This is a genomic window from Mycobacterium sp. BMJ-28 (assembly GCF_054404835.1).
Genome location: NZ_CM136783.1, coordinates 5,508,089 through 5,527,879 on the forward strand (window position 1 = coordinate 5,508,089; position 19,791 = coordinate 5,527,879).

Below are 19,791 nucleotides of genomic sequence, written 5' to 3' on the forward strand. Positions count from 1 at the left end.
CGTGTTGTGCGTCCTGCGCTGGATGGGCACGACCAACTCCGCTAGGAATACGCGTGAATCCGAACTCACTTTTTTCGCATCTGCAGCAGCCCGTCGAGGCGTGCGAGGACAACCGGGACGACGTCGCGCCGATCGCTTTCTCGGATGATTCCAACTCGCCCCACAGTGCATCGTGACCACCGCATCCCGGCGGACACCACGGTCGGTACGCCTGACTCTCGCGGCGGAACTCGGCTCTGATGTCGACGGCGCGTGGTGGCCGCGCGGAGCTTCCTTCGCCGCCGAACTGCCCGAGCTGGTCTCGGCCCTGCGCCCGAAGCTGGGCGATATCGCCGACATCCGCATCAACTGGTCGGCAGCCCAAGGGGCCCCAGATCTTCATATCGTCGCGCTGGGCGCCTCCGCGGTGGCCGGTGCCCGCCGCCCGCGGCTGATGTCGGTCACCGGTGCGCAGGGGCACGCGAACCTACTGGTGATCCCGAGCAATACCTCGCTCGCACTGGCCGTTCTGGTGCTCAGAATCGCCGCCGGTCTGGTGGCTCTCAGCCCCGACCAGACCAAAGAGCCGGCCCGCTCGGCACAACGGGTCTTCCTGGCGGCCAAGGCCGAGAGCGCCAATTGGTGCCGGGAAAGCGCCTGAGCCCCGTACCGGGGCCCAAACGAGAAGAGAGCTGGTACGGCCGAAGCCGCACCAGCTCTCTGAAGTTTGGTCTCGTCGCTCAGATGAGCGAAACGCCAACCGCCTGAGGGCCTTTCGCGCCCTGCTCTACCTCGAACTGAACGCGAGCGTTCTCTTCGAGCGAGCGGTAACCATTTCCGCTGATCTCCGTGTAGTGAACGAAAACGTCGGCAGCCCCACCATCGGGAGCGATGAAGCCGAAGCCTTTTTCACTGTTGAACCATTTCACAGTGCCCTGTGCCATTGAACTTACTTCCCTCATTTACAAGCGCGGCAACCAAAATGCGCGCGATTGACGGTAGCACGTAAAGAGCGTTATGGCTGCCCCGGCAGCAATCTGATCATCAGACCGTTGCTTTCGGCGAGCAGTTTCTGGTCGCCGTCGCGCAATTCGGCGTTGACGAACGCCTTGCGCCCCTCGGCCTCGCGGATCCAGCCGCGCGCGATCAGCGGGGTGTCGATGGGGGTGACGTTGCGGTAGTCGACGTGCAGGAACGCGGTTCGGCTGATGGGCCGTCCGGCGGCGTGGATGACCATGCCGAACACCGAATCGAACAGCAGCGGCAGCACTCCACCGTGCACGGCGCGGTTCCCGCCCACGTGGAAGCGGCTGAACTGCACCGTCAACTCCACACCGTCCGCCTCGAACCTGGTGACATGCCAAGGCGGCATCAGCAGGCTGCCGGCACCGGGCAACGAAGGCACCCGGTTCGCCGGGCCGGCCCCCTCGGGCGCCTGGGACGGCTCGAGGAGCTCGACCAGTTCCTCGGCCTGGTCCGCCGCGGCGGACCAGGTGTCGCTGTCCGGATTCGCCGACACCGCCAGATCCTGAGCCCGGCGCATGGCGGTCAGGAACCGCGCGAAGCCCGGGCCCGGGTCGGCGGCCTCGAAGATCGGGAAACCGCCGTGCCGGTCGTAGTCGGGATCCGCTCGCCGCGGATCCAAGCCGAAATCGGTCACGCCAGGATGTCCCGGCGCACGATGGTCTGCTCCCGGCCGGGACCGACCCCGATGCAGGACACATGGGCCCCGGCCAGCTCCTCCAGCCGCAGCACGTAATCGCGCGCCTTGGCAGGCAGCTCATCGAACTCACGGGCCTGCGAGATGTCTTCCCACCAGCCCGGCAGCTCCTCGTAGATCGGCTCGGCGCGGGCGATGTCGGACTGGGTCATCGGCATCTCGTCGGTGCGTTTGCCGTCGACGGTGTAGCCGACGCACACCGGCACCGTCTCCAGGCTGGACAGCACGTCCAGCTTGGTCAGGAAGTAATCGGTGATGCCGTTGACGCGGGTGGCGTAGCGCGCGATCACGGCGTCGAACCAACCGCAGCGCCGCGGGCGGCCGGTGGTGACACCGACCTCGCCGCCGGTCTTGGCCAGGTAGGCGCCGTGCTCGTCGAACAGCTCGGTCGGGAACGGACCCGAGCCCACCCGGGTCGTATAGGCCTTCAGGATGCCCAGCACGGTCGTGATCCGCGTCGGCCCGATACCGGAGCCCACGGCGGCGCCGCCGGCGGTCGGGTTGGACGACGTGACGAACGGATAGGTGCCGTGGTCGACGTCGAGCAGGGTGCCCTGCGAGCCCTCCAGCAGCACGGTGTCACCGGCTTCCAGGGCCTGGTTGAGCAGCAGCCTGGCATCGGCGATCCGGTGCTTGAAGCCCTCGGCCTGCTCCAGCAGGCTGGTGACGACCTCGTCGGGATCCAGCGCCTTGCGGTTGTAGATCTTGACCAGCACCTGGTTCTTGAATTCCAGGGCCGCCTCGATCTTGTTCGACAGCTGGTCGGGATCGAGTACGTCCGCGACGCGGATCCCGATCCGGGCGATCTTGTCCTGGTAGCAGGGCCCGATCCCACGGCCGGTGGTGCCGATCTTCTTGCTGCCCATGTATCGCTCGGTCACCTTGTCGATGGCGACGTGATAGGGCATCAGCAGATGCGCGTCGGCGGAGATCAACAGGCCCGACGTGTCGACGCCGCGCTCCTCCAGACCCGACAGCTCCTTGAGCAGCACGCCCGGGTCCACCACGACACCGTTGCCGATGACATTGGTGACGCCCGGGGTGAGGATGCCCGAGGGGATGAGGTGCAACGCGAAGTTCTCCCCGGTCGGCAACACCACGGTGTGACCCGCGTTGTTACCGCCCTGGTAGCGAACTACCCATTGCACACGTCCACCGAGTAGATCGGTGGCTTTACCTTTGCCCTCGTCGCCCCACTGGGCCCCGATGAGCACGATTGCCGGCATGGCATTTCTCCCGCTTAAAGTGATGCAGCCGGTGACCCACCATATCCGAGCGGAGCCATAACAGAGGTGTCGACCACCACAGACGTCACGTTGCTGCTGTTCGGGGGCCGTCGCATACCGCGCGGACTGGCCGATTGCGCTGCGGTGACGGTGGTGGATCCCACCGATGTGGACACCGCTTTCGCGGCGCAGCGGCTGCTGGTGGCGGGCTCGGCAGCGGACCTCGCGACGGTGCTCGGCCGGCTGCTGAAGGCCGACCGGCTCGATATCGAAGTCGCCGTCATCCCTCGCTACCGTTCCGGTCGCCGGGCCCGTTCCGGACAGGCCCGGCGAGTCCCGTTGATCCGGGACGAGACCGGCACCGTCCTGGCCGGGGCCGCGTTCTGGCTGCCACCCGGGGAGTCCGTCCGGCAGATCGAGGGCGAGGCGATCGTGGATGACACCGTGCTGTTCGACGGAACCGCCACGGCGGTGCGGATCGAGCCGATCGACGTCCACCCCGGCCTGCGGGCCAGCGTGCTCAGCTCCCGGATGCGGCCCAGAAAGTGGGTGACCGGGCGCGCCGTGCAGCTGGGCACCACCGGGGCGCTGGTGGTGCGCGACGGCATAGCGGTCCCGCGCCCGGTCCGGCGCTCGACGTTCTACCGGCATACGCAGGGCTGGTTGCGGGTCGGCTGACGGGCTGGGGCGAACGGAGCGACGGGGATTGCTGCAGGCCGGTAGCTTTCGTGGGGTGAACATCCGGCCCCTGCATCAATCCGTGCGCCCCAGCCCGGTCTTCCTGGCGATCCTGGCGCTCACGGCCGCCGGCGGGGGCCTGGCCTGGTTCTGCCGGGACAACGTCAGCCCGTTGTCCTACGTCGCGGTCTTCGTGCTCGTGGTGGCCGGCTGGGTGGTGTCGCTGTGCCTGCACGAGTTCGGCCACGCCTACACCGCGTGGCGGTTCGGCGACCGCGACGTCGAGGTCCGCGGCTATCTGACACTCAACCCGTTGAAGTACTCCAACCCGCTGCTCTCGATCGTGCTGCCGCTGGTGATCATCGCGATCGGCGGGATCGGACTGCCGGGCGGTGCGGTGTACGTGCGGACCTCCTGGATGACCCCGCGTCAGCGCACGCAGGTCAGCCTGGCCGGTCCGGCGGCCAACGCACTGCTGGCCGTGCTCCTGCTGGCGGCCACGGCGATGTTCTTCGACCCTGACCACGGGGTGTTCTGGTCCGGCCTGGCGTTTCTGGGCTTCCTGCAGGTGACGGCGGTGCTGCTGAACCTGCTGCCGATCCCCGGCCTGGACGGCTACGGCGCGCTTGAGCCGCATCTGAGCGAGGACAACCGCCGGGCGCTGGAACCGGCCAAGCAGTGGGGTTTCGTTATCCTGCTGGTCGTGCTGCTGGTCCCCCAGCTCAACCAGTGGTTCTTCTCGGGGGTGTTCTGGTTCGTCGACCTGTCCGGGGTGCCGCAGCGGCTGGTGGCCATCGGCGGCCAGCTGACCCGATTCTGGTCGGCCTGGGTCTAGTCACTTGCGACATATGCGATTCTGCGCATATATTCACGGCCATGGGCGCAGGACATGACCACAGCCATGGCGGCGAGGCTCGCGTCAGCCGGATGATCCTCGGCGCGGTGATCCTCTCGGCGTTCTTCGTCGTCGAACTCGTCACCGCGCTGTCGATCAACTCGATCGCCCTGCTCGCCGATGCCGGCCACATGCTCACCGATTTGGTCGCGATGTTCATGGGGCTGACCGCGGTCCTGCTGGCCCGGCGCGGCTCCACCTCGCCCGCCCGCACCTACGGCTGGCACCGCGCGGAAGTGTTCACCGCCGTCGCCAACGCCGTCCTGCTGCTCGGGGTCGCCGGATTCATCCTGTACGAGGCGTTCGAGCGGCTCGGCGACGCACCCGATGTGCCCGGCATGCCGATGATCGTGGTGGCGCTGGTGGGCCTGCTGGCCAACGCGGTGGTCGTGCTGCTGCTGCGCTCCCAATCCGAGGCCAGCCTGGCCGTCAAGGGCGCCTACATGGAGGTCGTTGCCGACACCGTCGGCAGCGTCGGTGTGCTGATCGCCGGGATCGTCACCGTCACCACCAGCTGGCCCTACGCCGACGTGGTGGTCGCCGTGCTGGTCGCGCTGTGGGTACTGCCCCGGGCCATCGCCCTGGCCCGGGCCGCGCTTCGGATCCTGTCCGAGTCGTCACCGAACCACATCGACGTCGACGAACTGCGGACCGCGCTGGAAGCCGTGGACGGCGTCACCGGTGTGCACGATCTGCACGTGTGGACACTGGTGCCCGGCAAGGACATGGCCACCGCCCACCTGACCAGCGCCAGGGAATCCGCCCAGGTGCTCGATGAGGCCAAGGCGGTGCTCACGGCACGCGGACTGGCCCATGCCACCATCCAGGTGGAACCACCCGACCAGTCCGGGTGCCACTGCGAAGCGCAGTACTAGCAGTACTAGATGACGCCCAGTTCGGTGCGGGCGGTCGGGTCGCAGTCGTCGAGCAGATCGAGGCAGCGCGCGTACTCGGGGGTCTCCCCGATGGCGTCGGCGGCCTTGGCCAGCGCCGCCACGCAGCGCAGGAAGCCGCGGTTGGGTTCGTGGCGGTAAGGCACCGGACCGAAACCCTTCCAGCCGTTGCGGCGCAGCTGATCCAGGCCGCGGTGATAGCCGGTGCGGGCGTAGGCATAGGCGGTGATCGCCTTGTCGTCGCGCAACGCCTCCTCGGCCAGCGCCGCCCACGCCACCGACGCACTGGGGTGCGCGGCCGCCACGATCGCGGGGTTCTCCCCCGCGTCGAGCTCGTCTTCGGCCTCTACGTCGCCCGGCAAGAACACCGGGTCCGGCCCTAGGAGATCACCCATCCGCGTCATATGACCCATTGTGCCGTGCGGGTGTTCACCGCCAATCGCTAGGCTTACGCAGTAGCGTCGGCAAGGGAGGACCGCAGTAGGGATGTCGAACCCAACAGGGCCGGACGAAGAGCAGGAATCCGCCAGCCGAACAGGAGAAGGCACACCCGACGGTGACGGGCTCGAGCGCCGGTTCACCGCGCCGTCCGGCTTCGACGGATCCACCCAGATCATCGACGCGGTGCCCGAGCCCCCGACCGAGATCTTCTCCGTCGACGACGCCACCGAACTGATGGCGGCACAAACCAGTGATGGACCAAAAAACGTTGCGCCACAAGTGATTCCGCCCCGCATCGAGTCCGCCAAGCCGGTTCGGGCGCGGCGCAGCTGGGGTTGGGTCATCGCGGTGGTGCTGGTCATCGCGGCACTGGTGGCGCTGGCCATCCTCGGCACCGTGCTGCTGACCCGCAAGAGCACGCCCGCGGTGTCCAGGGAGGACCAGGTGCGCAGCACCATCGGCAACTTCGACGGTGCGATCCAGAAGGGCGATCTGGCGACGCTGCGCTCGATCACCTGCGGCGCCACCCGCGACGACTACGTGCAGTACAACGACAAGGCCTGGGCCGAGACCCACGCCAGGGTGGCCGCGGCCAAGCAGTACCCGGTGGTGGCCAGCATCGACCAGGTGATCGTGCACGACGACCACGCCGAGGCCAACGTGACCACGTTCATGGCATATGCGCCGCAGACCCGCTCCACCCGCAGCTTCGATCTGCAGTTCCGCGACGAGCAGTGGAAGATCTGCCAGAACTCCTAGATTTCGGCGCGCTCACCCGCGGGTGAGCGCGCCGAAACCGCGAAGGGCATCAGCCCGCCGACACACTCCGGCCGGCACTGTGCAGGTCGTTGCAGGCCTCGATGACACGCTGAGTCATCGACGCCTCGGCCTTCTTCAGGTAGCTGCGGGGGTCGTAGACCTTCTTGTTGCCGACCTCGCCGTCGATCTTGAGCACACCGTCGTAGTTGGTGAACATGTGCGCGGCCAGCGGCCTGGTGAACGCGTACTGGGTGTCGGTGTCGACGTTCATCTTCACCACGCCGTAACGCAGCGAATCCTCGATCTCGGATTTCAGCGAGCCCGACCCGCCGTGGAAGACGAAGTCGAACGGCTTGGAGCCCTCGGGCAAGCCGAGCTTGGCCGCTGCCACCTTCTGACCCTCGGCCAGCACCTCGGGCTTGAGCACCACGTTGCCCGGCTTGTACACGCCGTGCACGTTGCCGAACGTCGCGGCCAGCAGGTACTTGCCGTGTTCGCCGTGGCCCAGCGCGTCGATGGTCTTCTGGAAGTCCTCGGAGCTGGTGTAGAGCTTCTCGTTGATCTCGGCCTCGACGCCGTCCTCTTCACCGCCGACCACACCGATCTCGACCTCGAGGATGATCTTGGCGGCCGCCGTGAGCTTCAGCAGCTCCTGCGCGATCTCGAGGTTCTCGTCGATCGGCACGGCCGACCCGTCCCACATGTGCGACTGGAACAACGGATTCTGGCCCTTGGCGACGCGCTCGGCCGAGATGGCGATCAGCGGGCGGACGAAGGTATCCAGCTTGTCCTTGGGGCAGTGGTCGGTGTGCAGTGCGACCGTGATCGGGTACTTGGCGGCCACCACGTGGGCGAACTCGGCCAGCGCCGACGCTCCGGTGACCATGTCCTTCACTCCCAGGCCGGAGGCGAATTCCGCTCCGCCGGTGGAGAATTGGATGATGCCGTCGCTGCCCGCGTCCGCGAAGCCCTTGATGGCGGCGTTGACGCTCTCGGAGCCGACGCAGTTGATGGCGGGGAACGCGAAGGAGTGCTCCTTGGCACGGCCCAGCATCTCGGCATAGACCTCGGGCGTGGCGATGGGCATTGCAAAGTTCCTCTCGGCTGTCCGGCTGACCCGGTCAGTATGACAAGTTGCACGTCCGCTGGCACTGGGGCCCTTCGAACCAGGGCGAAGCCGGACCGCGGCGGCCGTCTCGGTTAGCGTTGCGTGGGTGCATATCGGTCCGGCTCTCGCTTATCTGGCGTCGGGCGCCGTGCTGCTGGCCGCCGCCTGCGCACCGCGCACCGCCCCCGCGCCGACGTCGACCACTGCGCCCCCACCCGCGGCTCCCCCCGTCGCGGTACTGGCCACCGCCTTGGCGCCCGGCCAGGCCCAGCTCATCGTCAACGGGCACGATGTCGGGCCCCTCGGCCCGGTGGTGTGCTCCAGCAACGACGGGTTCAGCAGGTTCACCATCGGCGAGACCGCGCTCGGCGTCACGGTGGTGATCACCGACGACGACATGCCCTCGGTCCGGTCGGTGACCATCGGGGATCTCGGCGGCATCTCCATCGGCTATGCCGCCGACGTGTCCGAAGAGGCGCCCACCGCCTACCGCAACGGCGCCACCGTGACCGTCACCGGTTCCGGCAACGGGACCGACTCGACGAACCCCGCGCGCATCGTCCCCACCACCTACCAGCTCGCCGTCGCCTGCCCGTGAACGTCTTCGGGTCACCGCGGTCCAGCCGTCGGTGAGTTCCGGCCGGTATCTTTGGGCCTCATGACCACCACCAACCTGGCGCTGATGCCGGACTTTCTCGACCCGCTGAAGCTGATCGAGCAATTCGGCACCTGGGCCCTGGTCGGCATCCTGGTCGTCGTGTTCATCGAATCCGGCGTGCTGTTCCCAGTCCTGCCCGGTGACACGCTGCTGTTCGTGGCGGGCATGCTGGCCGCGGGAACGGCCGCGCACGGGGCGGACGTCAACGCCAACTTCCAGCTGTGGCAGCTGCTGGTGTCCATCCCGATCGCCGCGATCCTCGGCGGCCAGGTCGGCTACGTCGTCGGCCGCTATCTGGGCACCGCGATGTTCAAGCCGAATGCCAAGGTGCTCAAACAGAAGTATCTCGATGAGGCGCACGCCTTCTTCGAGCAGCGCGGGCCGTTCGCGATCGTGCTGGCCCGCTTCGTCCCCATCGTGCGGACACTGGCGCCGATCACCGCGGGCGCGGCGAAGATGCAGTACGGCGTGTTCACGCTGTACAACATCATCGGCGCGGTGCTGTGGGGCGTCGGCCTGACGCTGCTGGGCTACGGGTTGGGCCAGTTCGAGATCATCCAGAAATTGCTGGAGCCGATCTTCATCCTGATCGCGGTGGCGTCCGTCGCCCCGATGATCTGGGAGTGGTACAAGCGGCGCAAGGCCGCCAAGAACACACCCGAAACCATCTGATCTGCCCCTCAGTCGCCCGCGGTGATCGCGTGTGCCGCCTCCATCAGCATCCAGCCGGACAGCTGAACGGACAGGTCACGTTCGGGGATCTCGGAAGCATTCACCGCGCCCTCGATGGATTGCGCGTCCGCGCCTGCCGCCGTGGGTAATTCGGCCGAGCGGTCCCAGAACGCACCGAACAGGGGTAGCCCGTCGACGGTCTGGCGGTAATCCCACGCCGACTGCGCCGAGGCGAGCACCACGTCCCGCGCGGTGGCGCGGGCGGTGTCATCCTCGGCGGTGTCACCGGGCAGATCGGTCACCACCAGCGCCAGGTACCGGGCCAGGATCGCGTTGAACAGGCCACCGTCTCCCCCACCTGCGCCCTGGATGACTCCGTCGGTGGTCATCTGCTCGCGCACCGCGGACACCAGCCGGTGCAACCGCGGCGCGTGTTCGGGGTCCTGGGTGCGCGCGGCGAGTTCGGTCTCCAGGCCCAGTACGACGCCCTGGCAGTAGGTGTATTGCGCGCGCACCATCGAGCCGGCCTTGATGCCGTCGAACACCAGGTGGGTCTCCGGGTCGATCAGGGTCTCGTCGATCCAGTCGGCCATCTGCTGGGCGCGCCGCAGCCGGTCGTCATAGCGGGCCAGGAAGATGCCCGCCGGCCCGTTGGCCGGGGCGTTGAAGAACTGGTCCTGTTTGCGCCACGGGATACCGCCACCGTCCTCGGGCACCCAGGCGTTGAGGAACTGTTCGGCGAGCTTCTTGCACGCGCTGTCGCGGTGCACTCCGGCCAGCCGGCCGGCGCGCTCCAAGGCCAGCGCCAGCCAGGCCATATCGTCGTAATAGTCGTTGGTCCACTTGAGGTTGCGAAGGTGGTGCCCACGGATCTGCCGGGTGATGGTGGCGATCCGGGCCGGCGCCGGATCACGCAGCTGGGCATCGACCAGACAGTCCAGCAGGTGCGCCTGCCACCAGTAATGCCAGGTGCCGAACGATTTCTGCTTGCGGGTCGCCGGCCAGGCCACCACTGCCAGCTGCGTGCCGGGCAGTCCCCACAGCCTTTTCAGGTGTCGCTTGGCGATGGCGGCTTCGGAACTGGCTGCACGGTTGGCCCACACCTGATCCATGCCTAGATCCTGCCCTAAGCGGTCCCTACCAGGCCGCCGATACGTCGGCATGGGTGCGAATCCATGCGTGCATCGCGATTCCCGCGGCCACCCCGGCGTTGATGCTGCGGGTCGACCCGAACTGCGCGATCGAGACGGTCAGCCCGGCCCCTGCGCTGGCCTCCGGGGTGATACCCGGGCCCTCCTGCCCGAATACCAGCAGGCAATCACGGGGCAGCACAACGGTTTCCAACGGTACCGAGCCAGGAACGTTGTCCACGGCAACGACCGTCAGTCCTGCCCGGGCAGCGAAATCCAGCAATTCGGTGGTGCTGTCGTGGTGCTGCAGTCGCTGGTAGCGGTCGGTCACCATGGCACCGCGCCGGTTCCACCGGCGCTTGCCGACGATGTGCACGGTGTGAACGGCGAACGCGTTGGCGGTGCGCACGACGGTGCCGATGTTGGCGTCACTACCGAAATTCTCGATCGCGATGTGCAGGGCGTGCCTGCGGGTGTCGATATCGGCGATGATGGCGTCCCGGGTCCAGTACCGGTAGGCGTCGACGACGTTGCGTTTGTCGCCGTCGCGCAACAACTCCGGGTCGTAGCGGGCCGCGTCGTCCCCGGCCGGCAGCGGACCCTGCCAGGGGCCGACTCCGGGCGTCTCACCCCACTCGGTGGGGCCGGTCACCCGGTGGTCCACAGCGCCGCGTGCGTCCCCACCACCGACACGGTCGGGTAGAGCAGCGCGGCGTTGATCTCACCCTGGGTGCACATCGACGCGCGGATGGCCACCGCATCCAGCGAGGCCTCGGGGAGCACCAGCAGCGAGGACCCGTAGGCCGCGCAGGCATGGGACAGGCCGTTTCCCGGCAGTGTGGGACCGGTGAGCACCATGAGCGGCCCGCCACGCTTGGCCGAATCGTCGCGGTAGCGCTGCGCGGCGCCGTCGACGGACAAACCGATCAGCATGTACCCGTTGCCGGAAAACGCGCTCGGATCGCCCAGTGCGGTCGGCATGAGCTGGGTACCGTCGGCCCGGAATCCGTCCACACTGGTGGACTGCAGCACCAGGCCCGCCTCGCTGTCTCCGGTGGGCACCAGCCCGACCGGGAACGCCGCGGGCCACGCCACCGTCGTCTTCGGGATCCGTTCCTGCGGCGAGTACAAATACACCCCGCGGACCTGACTCTGGTCCCGCAGCGGCCCCAGACAGACTGTGCCACTGAGATGTTCGGGGTCGGCAGCGGTGACGGGCTGCAGGCTCAGGTTGGTCGCGTCGGCGCAGCCACCGATCGCGTTGGATTCGATCGGGTGAGCCAGCGCACCGTACAGACCCACGCGCAGACTGTCGGGTTTGGCATGTGCGGCGCCGGGCTGGGCCGGTGCGGCATCGATGTCGACGAGCACCCGGTCGGCGTCGAAACGCAGGTTGGCCATCGAAACGTTCCAGCCCAGAATGGTCTGCGACTGGCCGATCCGCGCCTGCTGGGTGCCGTACGGACCGCCCGCGGCGTCACCGCCGGAGCACGCCGCGACCAACACCGTCAGCATCGGCGCCAGCACTGCCGCCAACACGGTCCTCATCCGCATTTAGGTCCGCCCGCGGCCCTTACCGACCCGTTTGGTCAAGCCGCGCACCAGGTTTCGTGGCACCAGCCGGCTCCCCACGGTCAACACCTTGTACTGCAGCCCGGGCACGATCACCACTTCGCCCTTGGCCACCGCGGCCAGGCAGTCGCGCACCACGTCGGGCACCTCCAGCCAGAACAACGACGGGGTGCCCGACATCTCGATACCCGCGCGATCGTGGAATTCGGTGTGTACGAAGCCCGGGCACAGCGCGTGCACGCTCACCCCGGTGCCGTCCAGCCCGTTGGCCAGCCCTTCGGAGAAGGCGATCACCCAGGACTTGGACGCCGAGTAGGTCGAGCCGCGCCCGGGCAGCAGCCCGGCGACGCTGGCCACGTTGATGACGGTGCCCGCGCCGGCGGCCAGCATGGGCGGCAACGCGGCGTGGGTCAGCGCCATGACGGCGGTGACGTTGACGTCGAGCTGGGATTGCAGGTTGGCGTAGTCGGCTTTCCAGAATTCGCCCGAGGTGCCGAACCCGGCATTGTTGACCAGCACCTGCACCCCGGCGGCCAGCCGGTCGGCGACCTTGCGCCGGTCGGCTTCGACGGCCAGATCTGCGGGCAACACCTCGACACCGGCACCTGCGTGATCGCGCAGTTCGGCGGCGAGTTCTTCCAGGCGGGCGATATCGCGGGCCACCAGCACCAGGTCATACCCGTCGGCGGCGTAGCGACGGGCGAAGCCCGCACCGATACCCGACGTCGGCCCGGTGATCAGCGCGACGGGACGTGGCACTGGCCGCTACCGCTGATAGTGCGGGGACTGCCGGCCATTGCGCACCGGTGTGCGCTGGTCGACATAACGGCCGATGTCGGCGCGGCCGGGCGGCAGGTCGCCGCGGCCGGCGGGCAGTTCGGCGGGCCGGGGCAGCAGCGGACGGCTCGGCGAACCGTTGCGGCGGGCAAGCGCGGGCTGGCCGGCGTGCGCACCGACGCCGTTGCGCCCGGGCTGCGGGATCGGCGGCAGCACGCGCAGCAGGTCGTTGAACTGGCGGACGGTGCGCAGGCCTTCATCCCACTGGGCGCGGCTGCTGGTGATCGGCATGGCGACCAGCGTCCAGTTCTGCTCGTTCCACATGATCTCGGCGCAGTCGGGCGCGGTGTGGGCGAACGTCACCATCCGGCGATCGCAGGCGCGACGGGCGGCGTCCAAGTTTGTGGAGTACACCATCCGCGGGCCGATCGCACCGAGCAGCCAGATATCGCTCTCGCGGGGTTCCTTGATGTCCTTGAGCCGCAGATCGACGACGACATTCGTGCCGACCTTGCGGTGCAGGGCGATCACGGTGGCCACCTCGTCGAGATCGAAGATGAACACCGCCTCGCCGCGGATCTGGCCGAGCACCACATTGCGGGCGGTGACGTGCTCGCCGACCGTGGACATCACCCCGCGCTTCCAGCGGGAAAGAATTTCGCTGGATTCGTGCTCGTAGTCGAAGCCATGCGACTTCGCCCACGACTTACGCCGCCGGCCCAACCCGCGCCGGCGGTCGATATCGACATACAACAACACGGCCGCACCCGTGAAACAGAGTGCGGACAGTGTGAACCAGAGAGGCACCATCGGGTCCCAGCCTACTTGCTGGGACCCCGTTGTCTCGAACTCGTTGAGGTCACAACCCGATTACGTGCGCGAACAACCAATCCCAGTGGCCACTTGTGGCTCGTCTTTCACGCGAGTCCGAGCCACAAGTGGCCAACCGGGCCGCCCTCAGCCCAGAATCAGGCCGGCGCCGTCGGCACTGACGTTCACCGGCACCACATCGCCGTCGTGCACCTCGCCGGCCAGCAGCATCTTCGCCAGCTGATCGCCGATCGACTGCTGCACCAGGCGGCGCAGCGGGCGAGCGCCGTACAGCGGGTCGAACCCACGGTCGGCCAACCACTTCTTGGCCGGCAGCGACACCTCGAGGACGAGGCGGCGCTGCGCCAGCCGCTTCTGCAGCTGCGCCAACTGGATGTCGACGATCGACACCAGCTCCTCGGGATTGAGGCCGTCGAACACGATGACGTCGTCGAGCCGGTTGATGAACTCGGGCTTAAACGCCGAGCGCACCGCGGCCATCACCATCTCCTCGGAACCCCCGGCGCCCAGGTTGGACGTCAGGATCAGGATGGTGTTGCGGAAGTCGACCGTGCGGCCCTGACCGTCGGTCAGCCTGCCCTCGTCGAGCACCGCGAGCAGCACGTCGAACACGTCCGGGTGCGCCTTCTCGATCTCGTCGAACAGCACCACCGAATACGGTCGCCTGCGCACCGCTTCGGTCAGCTGACCGCCCTGGTCGTAGCCGATGTACCCGGGCGGCGCACCGACCAGCCGGGCCACCGAGTGCTTCTCGCCGTACTCGCTCATGTCGATGCGGATCATCGCCCGCTCGTCGTCGAACAGGAACTCCGCCAGCGCCTTGGCCAGCTCGGTCTTCCCGACGCCGGTGGGCCCGAGGAACATGAACGAGCCGGTCGGCCGGTTCGGGTCCGCGACGCCCGCACGGGTGCGGCGCACCGCGTCGGAAACGGCCTGCACGGCCTTGCGCTGACCGACGACGCGCTTGCCCAGCTCGGACTCCATCCGCAGCAGCTTGGCGGTCTCGCCCTCAAGCATCCGGCCGGCGGGAATGCCGGTCCACGCCGACACCACGTCGGCGATGTCGTCGGGTCCGACCTCCTCCTTGAGCATCACGTTCTCGCGGGCCTCGGCGACGGGCAGCGCGGCGTCGAGCTTCTTCTCCACCTCGGGGATGCGCCCGTAGCGCAGCTCGGAGGCCTTGGCCAGGTCGCCGTCACGTTCGGCCCGGTCGGCTTCGCCGCGCAGCCGGTCCAGCTGCTCCTTGAGATCGCGGACGATGTCGATGGCACCCTTTTCGTTCTGCCACCGGGTGGTCAGCTCGGCCAGCTTCTCCTTGTAGTCGGCGAGCTCGGCGCGCAGCTTCTCCAGGCGATCCTTGGATGCCGCGTCCTCCTCCTTGGCCAGCGCCATCTCTTCGATCTCGAGACGACGCACCAGGCGCTCCACCTCGTCGACCTCGACGGGGCGGGAGTCGATCTCCATCCGCAGCCGCGACGCGGATTCGTCGACCAGGTCGATCGCCTTGTCCGGCAGGAACCGCGACGTGATGTAGCGGTCGCTCAGCGTGGCGGCGGCGACCAGGGCGGAGTCGGTGATCCGGACGCCGTGGTGCACCTCGTAGCGGTCCTTCAGGCCGCGCAGGATGCCGACGGTGTCCTCGACCGACGGTTCGCCGACGAATACCTGCTGGAAGCGACGCTCCAGGGCAGCGTCCTTCTCGATGTACTTGCGGTACTCGTCGAGGGTGGTGGCACCGACCAGCCGTAGCTCACCGCGCGCCAGCATCGGCTTGATCATGTTGCCCGCGTCCATCGCCGATTCACCGGTGGCACCGGCGCCGACGATGGTGTGCAGCTCGTCGATGAACGTGATGATCTGTCCGGCCGAGTTCTTGATGTCGTCGAGGACGGCCTTGAGGCGCTCCTCGAATTCACCGCGGTATTTCGCGCCCGCGACCATCGCACCGAGGTCGAGCGAGACCAGCGTCTTGTCACGCAGGCTCTCCGGTACGTCGCCTTCGATGATGCGCTGGGCCAGGCCTTCGACGATCGCTGTCTTGCCGACGCCCGGTTCGCCGATCAGCACCGGGTTGTTCTTGGTGCGGCGGCTCAGCACCTGGACGACGCGACGGATTTCGGTGTCGCGCCCGATGACCGGGTCCAGCTTGCCCTCCCGGGCGGCGGCGGTCAGGTCGGTGGAGTACTTCTCCAACGCCTGGTAGGTGCCCTCCGGATCCGGGCTGGTGACCCGCGCACTGCCGCGCACCTTGGTGAACGCCTCACGCAGCGCTTGCGGGGCGGCGCCCTTGTTGCTCAGCAGTTTGGCCACTTCGGACGTTCCGGTAGCCAGGCCGACGAGCAGGTGCTCGGTGGAGACGTACTCGTCGTCCATCTCAGTGGCGAGGTGCTGCGCGGCGGTGATCGCCGCGATCGCCTCGGGCGAGAGCTGCGGTTGCGAGCTGGAACCGCTCGCGCTGGGCAGCCGGGCGATCAGGCGCTCGGCCTCGGCCCGGATGGTTGCCGGCTCGACTCCGACCGCTTCGAGCAGGGGCGCGGCGATGCCGTCGTTCTGCGTCAACAGCGCCATCAACAGATGGGCCGGCGTGATCTGCGGGTTGCCCGCGGCGGTCGCCGCCTGCAGCGCCGAAGTCAGTGCCGTCTGGGTCTTCGTGGTCGGATTGAACGAATCCACGCGGGGGCCTCCGTTTCCTTCAGAAAAGGGGTAGGGAAAATGCTTGTCGGCAAGTTCAACGTCGTCAAGGTTGAGTCTGTTCCGCTCAACTCTACCTTTTTTCGCCGCCGCTGTCCGACGGTTTCGGACACGGGGTGCACGACACCGCCAATCGCGGCATTCCTCAAGGGACGGGACTAGCGTCGGGATATGTCTGGCTTCGGCGATTTCGAATTCGAGCGGAAGTTCGTCGTGCACGAGCTTCCCGCCATCGCGGCGTCGGACCCGACCCCCGCCCTGATCGTCCAGGCCTACCTGTTCGCCGCGGACGGGTACGCGGTACGCGTCCGGGTTCAGGGGCCGGCCGTCGGCGACGTGCACAAACCACCCGCCGAGCTGGTGCAGCTGCTGGGCGATGAGGTGATCGGGACCATGACCGCCAAAGGACCGGCGGCCGGGGGCACCCGCTACGAAGCCGAGCGGGAGCTCGATCCGATGGTCGCGGGCCAGATCGTGCGCCGCGCCGAACATGTCGTCGCCAAGATCCGCTACTCGGTCTGGCTGGGCGAAGACGGCTGGGTCATCGACCAGTTCCTGGGTGCCAACGCCCCGCTCGTGCTCTCCGAGGTCGAACGCGGCGGGCCCGTCGTCGACCTGTCGATACCGGAGTTCTGCGCCACCGAGGTGTCCGAGGACGACCGCTTCCGCAACGAGTATCTGGCGCACCACCCGTTCGGGGATTGGGCACCCGGGTACCGGCGCGAGCTCGAGGCCAGCGGGCCGCGGTTCGTCGACAGCCTCGGCCACAACGAATTCAGAGAGCACTGAAACGGCGACGACGGTTCAACCGGATTGTCGGCGACCTGGGCGCAAATCGATTCGAGTTCCCACGGATTCGGCCCTGATCGGCGGACACTGGTTCGATGCGCCGCACTCCGTCGACCGTGGGCTTGGCCACCGCCGCCCTGCTGCTCACCCTCACCGGTTGTGCCCGGGCGATTCCGGGGACTGCCGCGGCGCCCCCGGACGCGCGGCAACGGTCGGCCGCGGACCAGATCGCCGAAGTCGTCGACCAGTTCGAGCAGGCCTGGAATGCCGGGGACTATGCAAACCTGCGGAGTTTGATGTGCGACGAGATGCGCGGCCAGAGTGAGTTCGGCGAGGATGCGCTGCGCGAGGCGCGCAGCGACTCCGGACGGCTGGAGCTGACCATCACCGAACTCGACGTCACCGGCGATACCGCGACGTCGGTCATCGAGAACCAGGGGGAAGACCCCGACGACATCACGTTCCAGCGCGAGGGCGGCGCCTGGAAGTGGTGCGAGTTCTGATCGGCCCGGCGCAGCTCAGTCCGGATAATCCCAGAACTGCAGCCAGGTGATGCCGGCGAACACCGCCAGCGTCACCGCGTAGACCGCGAGCACCACCGCGGTGCCCCGCGCCGTCACCACCCGCCCGGCTCCGTCGACGGGGTCCAGCCAGCGGCGCATCCGCGCCACCGCAAACGGCATCAGCACCCATTGCAGCAGCGACACGCTGGCCACCTCACTCAGCCACATCGCCAGCCAGGGCTGCGCCCCGATCCGGTCCAGTACCGGGCCGAGGAACCGCGTCAACAGCATCACCGTCGGGTACAGCACCATCAGCACGAGCATCGCCGTCTTCCAGCTCGGCGTCATCTCGGTCTCGCCGTTCTCGAACCGGACGGTGGTACCCAGCGGGGTGGTGTGCGAGAAGGTGGAGAAATCGTCATCCAGGGCCGAACGCAGGGACGGCAGCGCGTTGCTGCGCTGCGGGGATTTCAGCCAGCCCGACAGCAGACGCTCGGTGCGGAACAGGATCAGCGTCATCCACTGCGGGCCGGCGCCCGGCGGAAGGACCACGGTGCCCTCGTACCCGGAGAACTGCGAGCTGGCTTCGGTCAGATCGCCTTGCGCGGTGATGAAGTCGGCCTCCCGGCCCTCGACCACACTGTGCCGGAACACCGCTGTCCCGGGTGGGGTGACCTCGCCTTCCACCACCACCAGATCGGTGGTACAGGGGTGCACGCCGAGGCGGTGTCCGGTACGGATCGATTCGGTCCGCACCGGACCGTCCAGCCAGGCATGCAACTGGACCTCGGCGGCGAAAGTCGCCGAGATCGCCGGCGCAAGGCGCGGATCGGCATGCACCGACACGACCGCGTCGACGAATCCGGGTGCGGCGCGGGCGGTGTCCAGCAGCTCCTCGGCCCACGCGTCGAATGTCCGCGGGTCGTCGGGGCGGTGGAAGATGGTGACAACGATGGCACTCATGACGTCCTCTCTAACCCGGGTCGAGGTGCCGGCCCTGGACGTAGACGCCGGCGACCGAGGACTCCCGCATACCCATCAGCAATGCGAAAAGCGTTTGGTCGCGGGCCAGCTCGGGATCCGCCGACCGCACTCCTTCGGTCAGCGCCCCGGCAAGGGCAGGGGTTCCGGCCGGGTCGACGACGACGAAGTCAGCCTCCTTGCCGACATCGAAGTTGCCGAACCGATTCTCCATGTCCAGTGCCCTGGCCCCGCCGAGGGTGCCCAGGAACAGCATTTCGGCCGGGTGCAGAGACGTACCGGCCGCTCCGTCTTCTGAGATGTGCACCTTGAACGCGTCGCCCAGCACGCGCGGGATGAGCCATTCGTCGCCACCGCCGAAATCCGTTCCGGCCGAGAGGTTCACGCCCGCAGCCACGGTGCGCCGCCACGGCATGGTGCCCGATCCGAGGAACAGCTGCGATACCGGGCAGTGCGAGATGGAGGTGCCGGTCTCGGCCATCCGGGTCAATTCCTCGTCGGTGCAGTGCACGCCGTGCGCCAGAATGGTCCGCCGGCCCAGCAAGCTGGAACCACCGACCGCCGAGCCCGGCAGGAACTTGCCGTCGTAGGTGTCCAGATACGAATTCACCCGATAGGCCGACTTGGTCATGTCGATCTCGCCGGACCCGGGGCGGTTGTTCTCGTTCAGATGGCTGTGCAGGTAGACACCGCGATCGCGAACCGAATCATACAGATCGCCAAGGCTTTTCAAGGTCTCGACCGTCACCGAAAGGGAGAACCTGGGTACCACGGCGACGTGCAGCAGCGCGGTGTCCACGGCACCGGTGTCTGCGGCGTGCCACTTGTCGATTTCCTGGGCGGTGAGCCGGATGGCGTCGGTCTCCGAGGTCAGCAGCGGTGCCGCCGATTCGGGGCCGACGGTCTGGATACCCCGTCCACTGACGATACGAAGCCCGCGCCGGTGTGTCTCGGCGAACAGTGCGTCCTGCGCGTGCGGGAACGCCGAACCGAACACCATGGCCGCGGTGGTACCCGCCGCGATCCGCCGGTTGCAGAACTCGACGGCGGCCCTGGCCGCGAACTCCGGATCGGCGAACCGGGACTCCGCAGGGAAGATGCACTGTGTGAGCCATTCCAGCAGTTGCCCGCCACCGTACGAATCGCCGGCGTAGGTTTGCGGGAAGTGGATGTGGGTGTCCACGAATCCGGGCAGCAGATACCCGTGCCCGTGGTCGTGCACCACTGCCGCCGCGTATTCGGCCGGGATTTCGGTTCTGCTGCCGCAGAATGCGATCCGGCCACCACCATCGATCACCAGCGCACCGTCGGGAATCGATACGAGTGCGCTCGCGGAATCGGTGATGGCCGGACTGCCCGCGATGTGGAAGATGTGTCCGTAGTGGAGGTGACTCACGGTCTCCAGGGGACCACGCGGACCCGCGGATCGCCGGACAAGTGGGTAAAACCGGCACCCGGCCAGCTGCGGGTCCGTAGTGTCAGCGCCAA

The 19,791-nt window shown here is 67.7% G+C and carries 22 protein-coding genes; 9 read left to right on the forward strand and 13 right to left on the reverse strand.

Features of this window, described 5'->3' with window-relative positions; all coding sequences use genetic code 11:
- The first annotated feature begins 172 nt into the window (after window positions 1–172).
- Entirely contained in the window at window positions 173–640 is a 468-nt protein-coding gene (locus ACXPWS_RS27390) for a DUF5994 family protein (protein WP_458709662.1), read from the forward strand.
- Between the two features lie 79 nt (window positions 641–719).
- Here the strand turns inward: ACXPWS_RS27390 and ACXPWS_RS27395 are convergent, their stop codons facing one another.
- The 3 genes from ACXPWS_RS27395 to ACXPWS_RS27405 all read right to left on the reverse strand — a co-directional run bounded on the left by ACXPWS_RS27395 (window position 720) and on the right by ACXPWS_RS27405 (window position 2,925).
- A complete protein-coding gene (locus ACXPWS_RS27395) occupies window positions 720–923 on the reverse strand; it encodes a cold-shock protein (RefSeq protein WP_458709663.1) in 204 nt (67 codons plus the stop codon).
- A gap of 71 nt (window positions 924–994) precedes the next feature.
- Complete coding sequence (locus tag ACXPWS_RS27400; protein WP_458709664.1) at window positions 995–1,639, reverse strand: PaaI family thioesterase; 645 nt, start codon at window positions 1,637–1,639, stop codon at window positions 995–997.
- The gene (locus tag ACXPWS_RS27405) at window positions 1,636–2,925 is read right to left on the reverse strand and encodes an adenylosuccinate synthase (protein WP_458709665.1); all 1,290 of its coding nucleotides are present in this window, start codon (window positions 2,923–2,925) and stop codon (window positions 1,636–1,638) included. Before ACXPWS_RS27405 ends, ACXPWS_RS27400 begins: the two co-directional genes overlap by 4 nt.
- A 57-nt stretch (window positions 2,926–2,982) precedes the next feature.
- Here ACXPWS_RS27405 and ACXPWS_RS27410 point away from each other — a divergent pair, with 57 nt between their 5' ends.
- The 3 genes from ACXPWS_RS27410 to ACXPWS_RS27420 are packed head-to-tail and all read left to right on the forward strand — an operon-like array spanning window position 2,983 to window position 5,373.
- Entirely contained in the window at window positions 2,983–3,603 is a 621-nt protein-coding gene (locus tag ACXPWS_RS27410; protein WP_458713716.1) for a peptidase M50, read from the forward strand.
- Between the two features lie 55 nt (window positions 3,604–3,658).
- On the forward strand, window positions 3,659–4,438 hold the full coding sequence (locus tag ACXPWS_RS27415; protein ID WP_458709666.1) for a site-2 protease family protein: 780 nt from the start codon (window positions 3,659–3,661) through the stop codon (window positions 4,436–4,438).
- Window positions 4,439–4,479: 41 nt separating this feature from the next.
- Window positions 4,480–5,373: a cation diffusion facilitator family transporter gene (locus ACXPWS_RS27420; RefSeq protein WP_458709667.1), complete on the forward strand. Its 894-nt coding sequence runs from the start codon at window positions 4,480–4,482 to the stop codon at window positions 5,371–5,373.
- Between the two features lie 5 nt (window positions 5,374–5,378).
- Here the strand turns inward: ACXPWS_RS27420 and ACXPWS_RS27425 are convergent, their stop codons facing one another.
- Window positions 5,379–5,795 (reverse strand): DUF3151 domain-containing protein, encoded by a 417-nt coding sequence (locus ACXPWS_RS27425; RefSeq protein WP_458709668.1) that lies wholly within the window; start codon window positions 5,793–5,795, stop codon window positions 5,379–5,381.
- Between the two features lie 82 nt (window positions 5,796–5,877).
- Here ACXPWS_RS27425 and ACXPWS_RS27430 point away from each other — a divergent pair, with 82 nt between their 5' ends.
- Entirely contained in the window at window positions 5,878–6,591 is a 714-nt protein-coding gene (locus ACXPWS_RS27430) for an Rv0361 family membrane protein (RefSeq protein ID WP_458709669.1), read from the forward strand.
- A 49-nt stretch (window positions 6,592–6,640) separates the two neighbouring features.
- On the opposite strand, the gene fbaA is transcribed toward ACXPWS_RS27430, so the two are convergent.
- Entirely contained in the window at window positions 6,641–7,678 is a 1,038-nt protein-coding gene (gene fbaA, locus ACXPWS_RS27435; RefSeq protein ID WP_458709670.1) for a class II fructose-bisphosphate aldolase, read from the reverse strand.
- Between the two features lie 127 nt (window positions 7,679–7,805).
- Here fbaA and ACXPWS_RS27440 point away from each other — a divergent pair, with 127 nt between their 5' ends.
- On the forward strand, window positions 7,806–8,297 hold the full coding sequence (locus tag ACXPWS_RS27440; RefSeq protein WP_458709671.1) for a lipoprotein LpqH: 492 nt from the start codon (window positions 7,806–7,808) through the stop codon (window positions 8,295–8,297).
- Between the two features lie 60 nt (window positions 8,298–8,357).
- Entirely contained in the window at window positions 8,358–9,029 is a 672-nt protein-coding gene (locus ACXPWS_RS27445; RefSeq protein WP_458709672.1) for a VTT domain-containing protein, read from the forward strand.
- A gap of 8 nt (window positions 9,030–9,037) precedes the next feature.
- Here the strand turns inward: ACXPWS_RS27445 and ACXPWS_RS27450 are convergent, their stop codons facing one another.
- From ACXPWS_RS27450 to clpB, 6 genes are all read right to left on the reverse strand, one after another.
- Window positions 9,038–10,141, reverse strand: coding sequence for a glycoside hydrolase family 76 protein (locus ACXPWS_RS27450; RefSeq protein WP_458709673.1), 1,104 nt, complete (start codon window positions 10,139–10,141; stop codon window positions 9,038–9,040).
- Between the two features lie 25 nt (window positions 10,142–10,166).
- Complete coding sequence (locus ACXPWS_RS27455; RefSeq protein WP_458709674.1) at window positions 10,167–10,811, reverse strand: TrmH family RNA methyltransferase; 645 nt, start codon at window positions 10,809–10,811, stop codon at window positions 10,167–10,169.
- Window positions 10,808–11,713: a hypothetical protein gene (locus ACXPWS_RS27460; protein ID WP_458709675.1), complete on the reverse strand. Its 906-nt coding sequence runs from the start codon at window positions 11,711–11,713 to the stop codon at window positions 10,808–10,810. The genes ACXPWS_RS27455 and ACXPWS_RS27460 overlap by 4 nt, the downstream gene beginning before the upstream one ends.
- Window positions 11,714–12,490, reverse strand: coding sequence for an SDR family NAD(P)-dependent oxidoreductase (locus ACXPWS_RS27465; protein ID WP_458709676.1), 777 nt, complete (start codon window positions 12,488–12,490; stop codon window positions 11,714–11,716). It lies immediately after the preceding gene.
- A gap of 6 nt (window positions 12,491–12,496) precedes the next feature.
- Window positions 12,497–13,318, reverse strand: coding sequence for a trehalose monomycolate transport factor TtfA (ttfA, locus tag ACXPWS_RS27470; RefSeq protein WP_458709677.1), 822 nt, complete (start codon window positions 13,316–13,318; stop codon window positions 12,497–12,499).
- Between the two features lie 147 nt (window positions 13,319–13,465).
- Window positions 13,466–16,012 carry an ATP-dependent chaperone ClpB gene (gene clpB / locus ACXPWS_RS27475; protein WP_458709678.1) on the reverse strand — a complete coding sequence of 849 codons (2,547 nt, stop codon included), beginning with the start codon at window positions 16,010–16,012 and terminating at the stop codon, window positions 13,466–13,468.
- A 189-nt stretch (window positions 16,013–16,201) separates the two neighbouring features.
- Here clpB and ACXPWS_RS27480 point away from each other — a divergent pair, with 189 nt between their 5' ends.
- Window positions 16,202–16,819: a CYTH domain-containing protein gene (locus ACXPWS_RS27480; RefSeq protein ID WP_458709679.1), complete on the forward strand. Its 618-nt coding sequence runs from the start codon at window positions 16,202–16,204 to the stop codon at window positions 16,817–16,819.
- Window positions 16,820–16,914: 95 nt separating this feature from the next.
- Window positions 16,915–17,322 carry a nuclear transport factor 2 family protein gene (locus ACXPWS_RS27485; RefSeq protein ID WP_458709680.1) on the forward strand — a complete coding sequence of 136 codons (408 nt, stop codon included), beginning with the start codon at window positions 16,915–16,917 and terminating at the stop codon, window positions 17,320–17,322.
- A 15-nt stretch (window positions 17,323–17,337) separates the two neighbouring features.
- Here the strand turns inward: ACXPWS_RS27485 and ACXPWS_RS27490 are convergent, their stop codons facing one another.
- Both ACXPWS_RS27490 and ACXPWS_RS27495 read right to left on the reverse strand, forming a co-directional pair.
- Complete coding sequence (locus ACXPWS_RS27490) at window positions 17,338–18,285, reverse strand: antibiotic biosynthesis monooxygenase (RefSeq protein WP_458709681.1); 948 nt, start codon at window positions 18,283–18,285, stop codon at window positions 17,338–17,340.
- Between the two features lie 10 nt (window positions 18,286–18,295).
- A complete protein-coding gene (locus ACXPWS_RS27495; protein ID WP_458709682.1) occupies window positions 18,296–19,699 on the reverse strand; it encodes an amidohydrolase family protein in 1,404 nt (467 codons plus the stop codon).
- Window positions 19,700–19,791: the final 92 nt, after the last annotated feature.

Bases quoted from the DNA above. Each gene is read 5' to 3' on its own strand.
- ACXPWS_RS27395 (WP_458709663.1), bottom strand. From the start codon at position 923: ATGGCACAGGGCACTGTGAAATGGTTCAACAGTGAAAAAGGCTTCGGC.
- ACXPWS_RS27405 (WP_458709665.1), bottom strand. From the start codon at position 2,925: ATGCCGGCAATCGTGCTCATCGGGGCCCAGTGGGGCGACGAGGGCAAA.
- ACXPWS_RS27420 (WP_458709667.1), top strand. From the start codon at position 4,480: ATGGGCGCAGGACATGACCACAGCCATGGCGGCGAGGCTCGCGTCAGC.
- ACXPWS_RS27425 (WP_458709668.1), bottom strand. From the start codon at position 5,795: ATGACGCGGATGGGTGATCTCCTAGGGCCGGACCCGGTGTTCTTGCCG.
- ACXPWS_RS27430 (WP_458709669.1), top strand. From the start codon at position 5,878: ATGTCGAACCCAACAGGGCCGGACGAAGAGCAGGAATCCGCCAGCCGA.
- fbaA (WP_458709670.1), bottom strand. From the start codon at position 7,678: ATGCCCATCGCCACGCCCGAGGTCTATGCCGAGATGCTGGGCCGTGCC.
- ACXPWS_RS27445 (WP_458709672.1), top strand. From the start codon at position 8,358: ATGACCACCACCAACCTGGCGCTGATGCCGGACTTTCTCGACCCGCTG.
- ACXPWS_RS27450 (WP_458709673.1), bottom strand. From the start codon at position 10,141: ATGGATCAGGTGTGGGCCAACCGTGCAGCCAGTTCCGAAGCCGCCATC.
- ACXPWS_RS27460 (WP_458709675.1), bottom strand. From the start codon at position 11,713: ATGCGGATGAGGACCGTGTTGGCGGCAGTGCTGGCGCCGATGCTGACG.
- ttfA (WP_458709677.1), bottom strand. From the start codon at position 13,318: ATGGTGCCTCTCTGGTTCACACTGTCCGCACTCTGTTTCACGGGTGCG.
- ACXPWS_RS27480 (WP_458709679.1), top strand. From the start codon at position 16,202: ATGTCTGGCTTCGGCGATTTCGAATTCGAGCGGAAGTTCGTCGTGCAC.
- ACXPWS_RS27485 (WP_458709680.1), top strand. From the start codon at position 16,915: ATGCGCCGCACTCCGTCGACCGTGGGCTTGGCCACCGCCGCCCTGCTG.
- ACXPWS_RS27490 (WP_458709681.1), bottom strand. From the start codon at position 18,285: ATGAGTGCCATCGTTGTCACCATCTTCCACCGCCCCGACGACCCGCGG.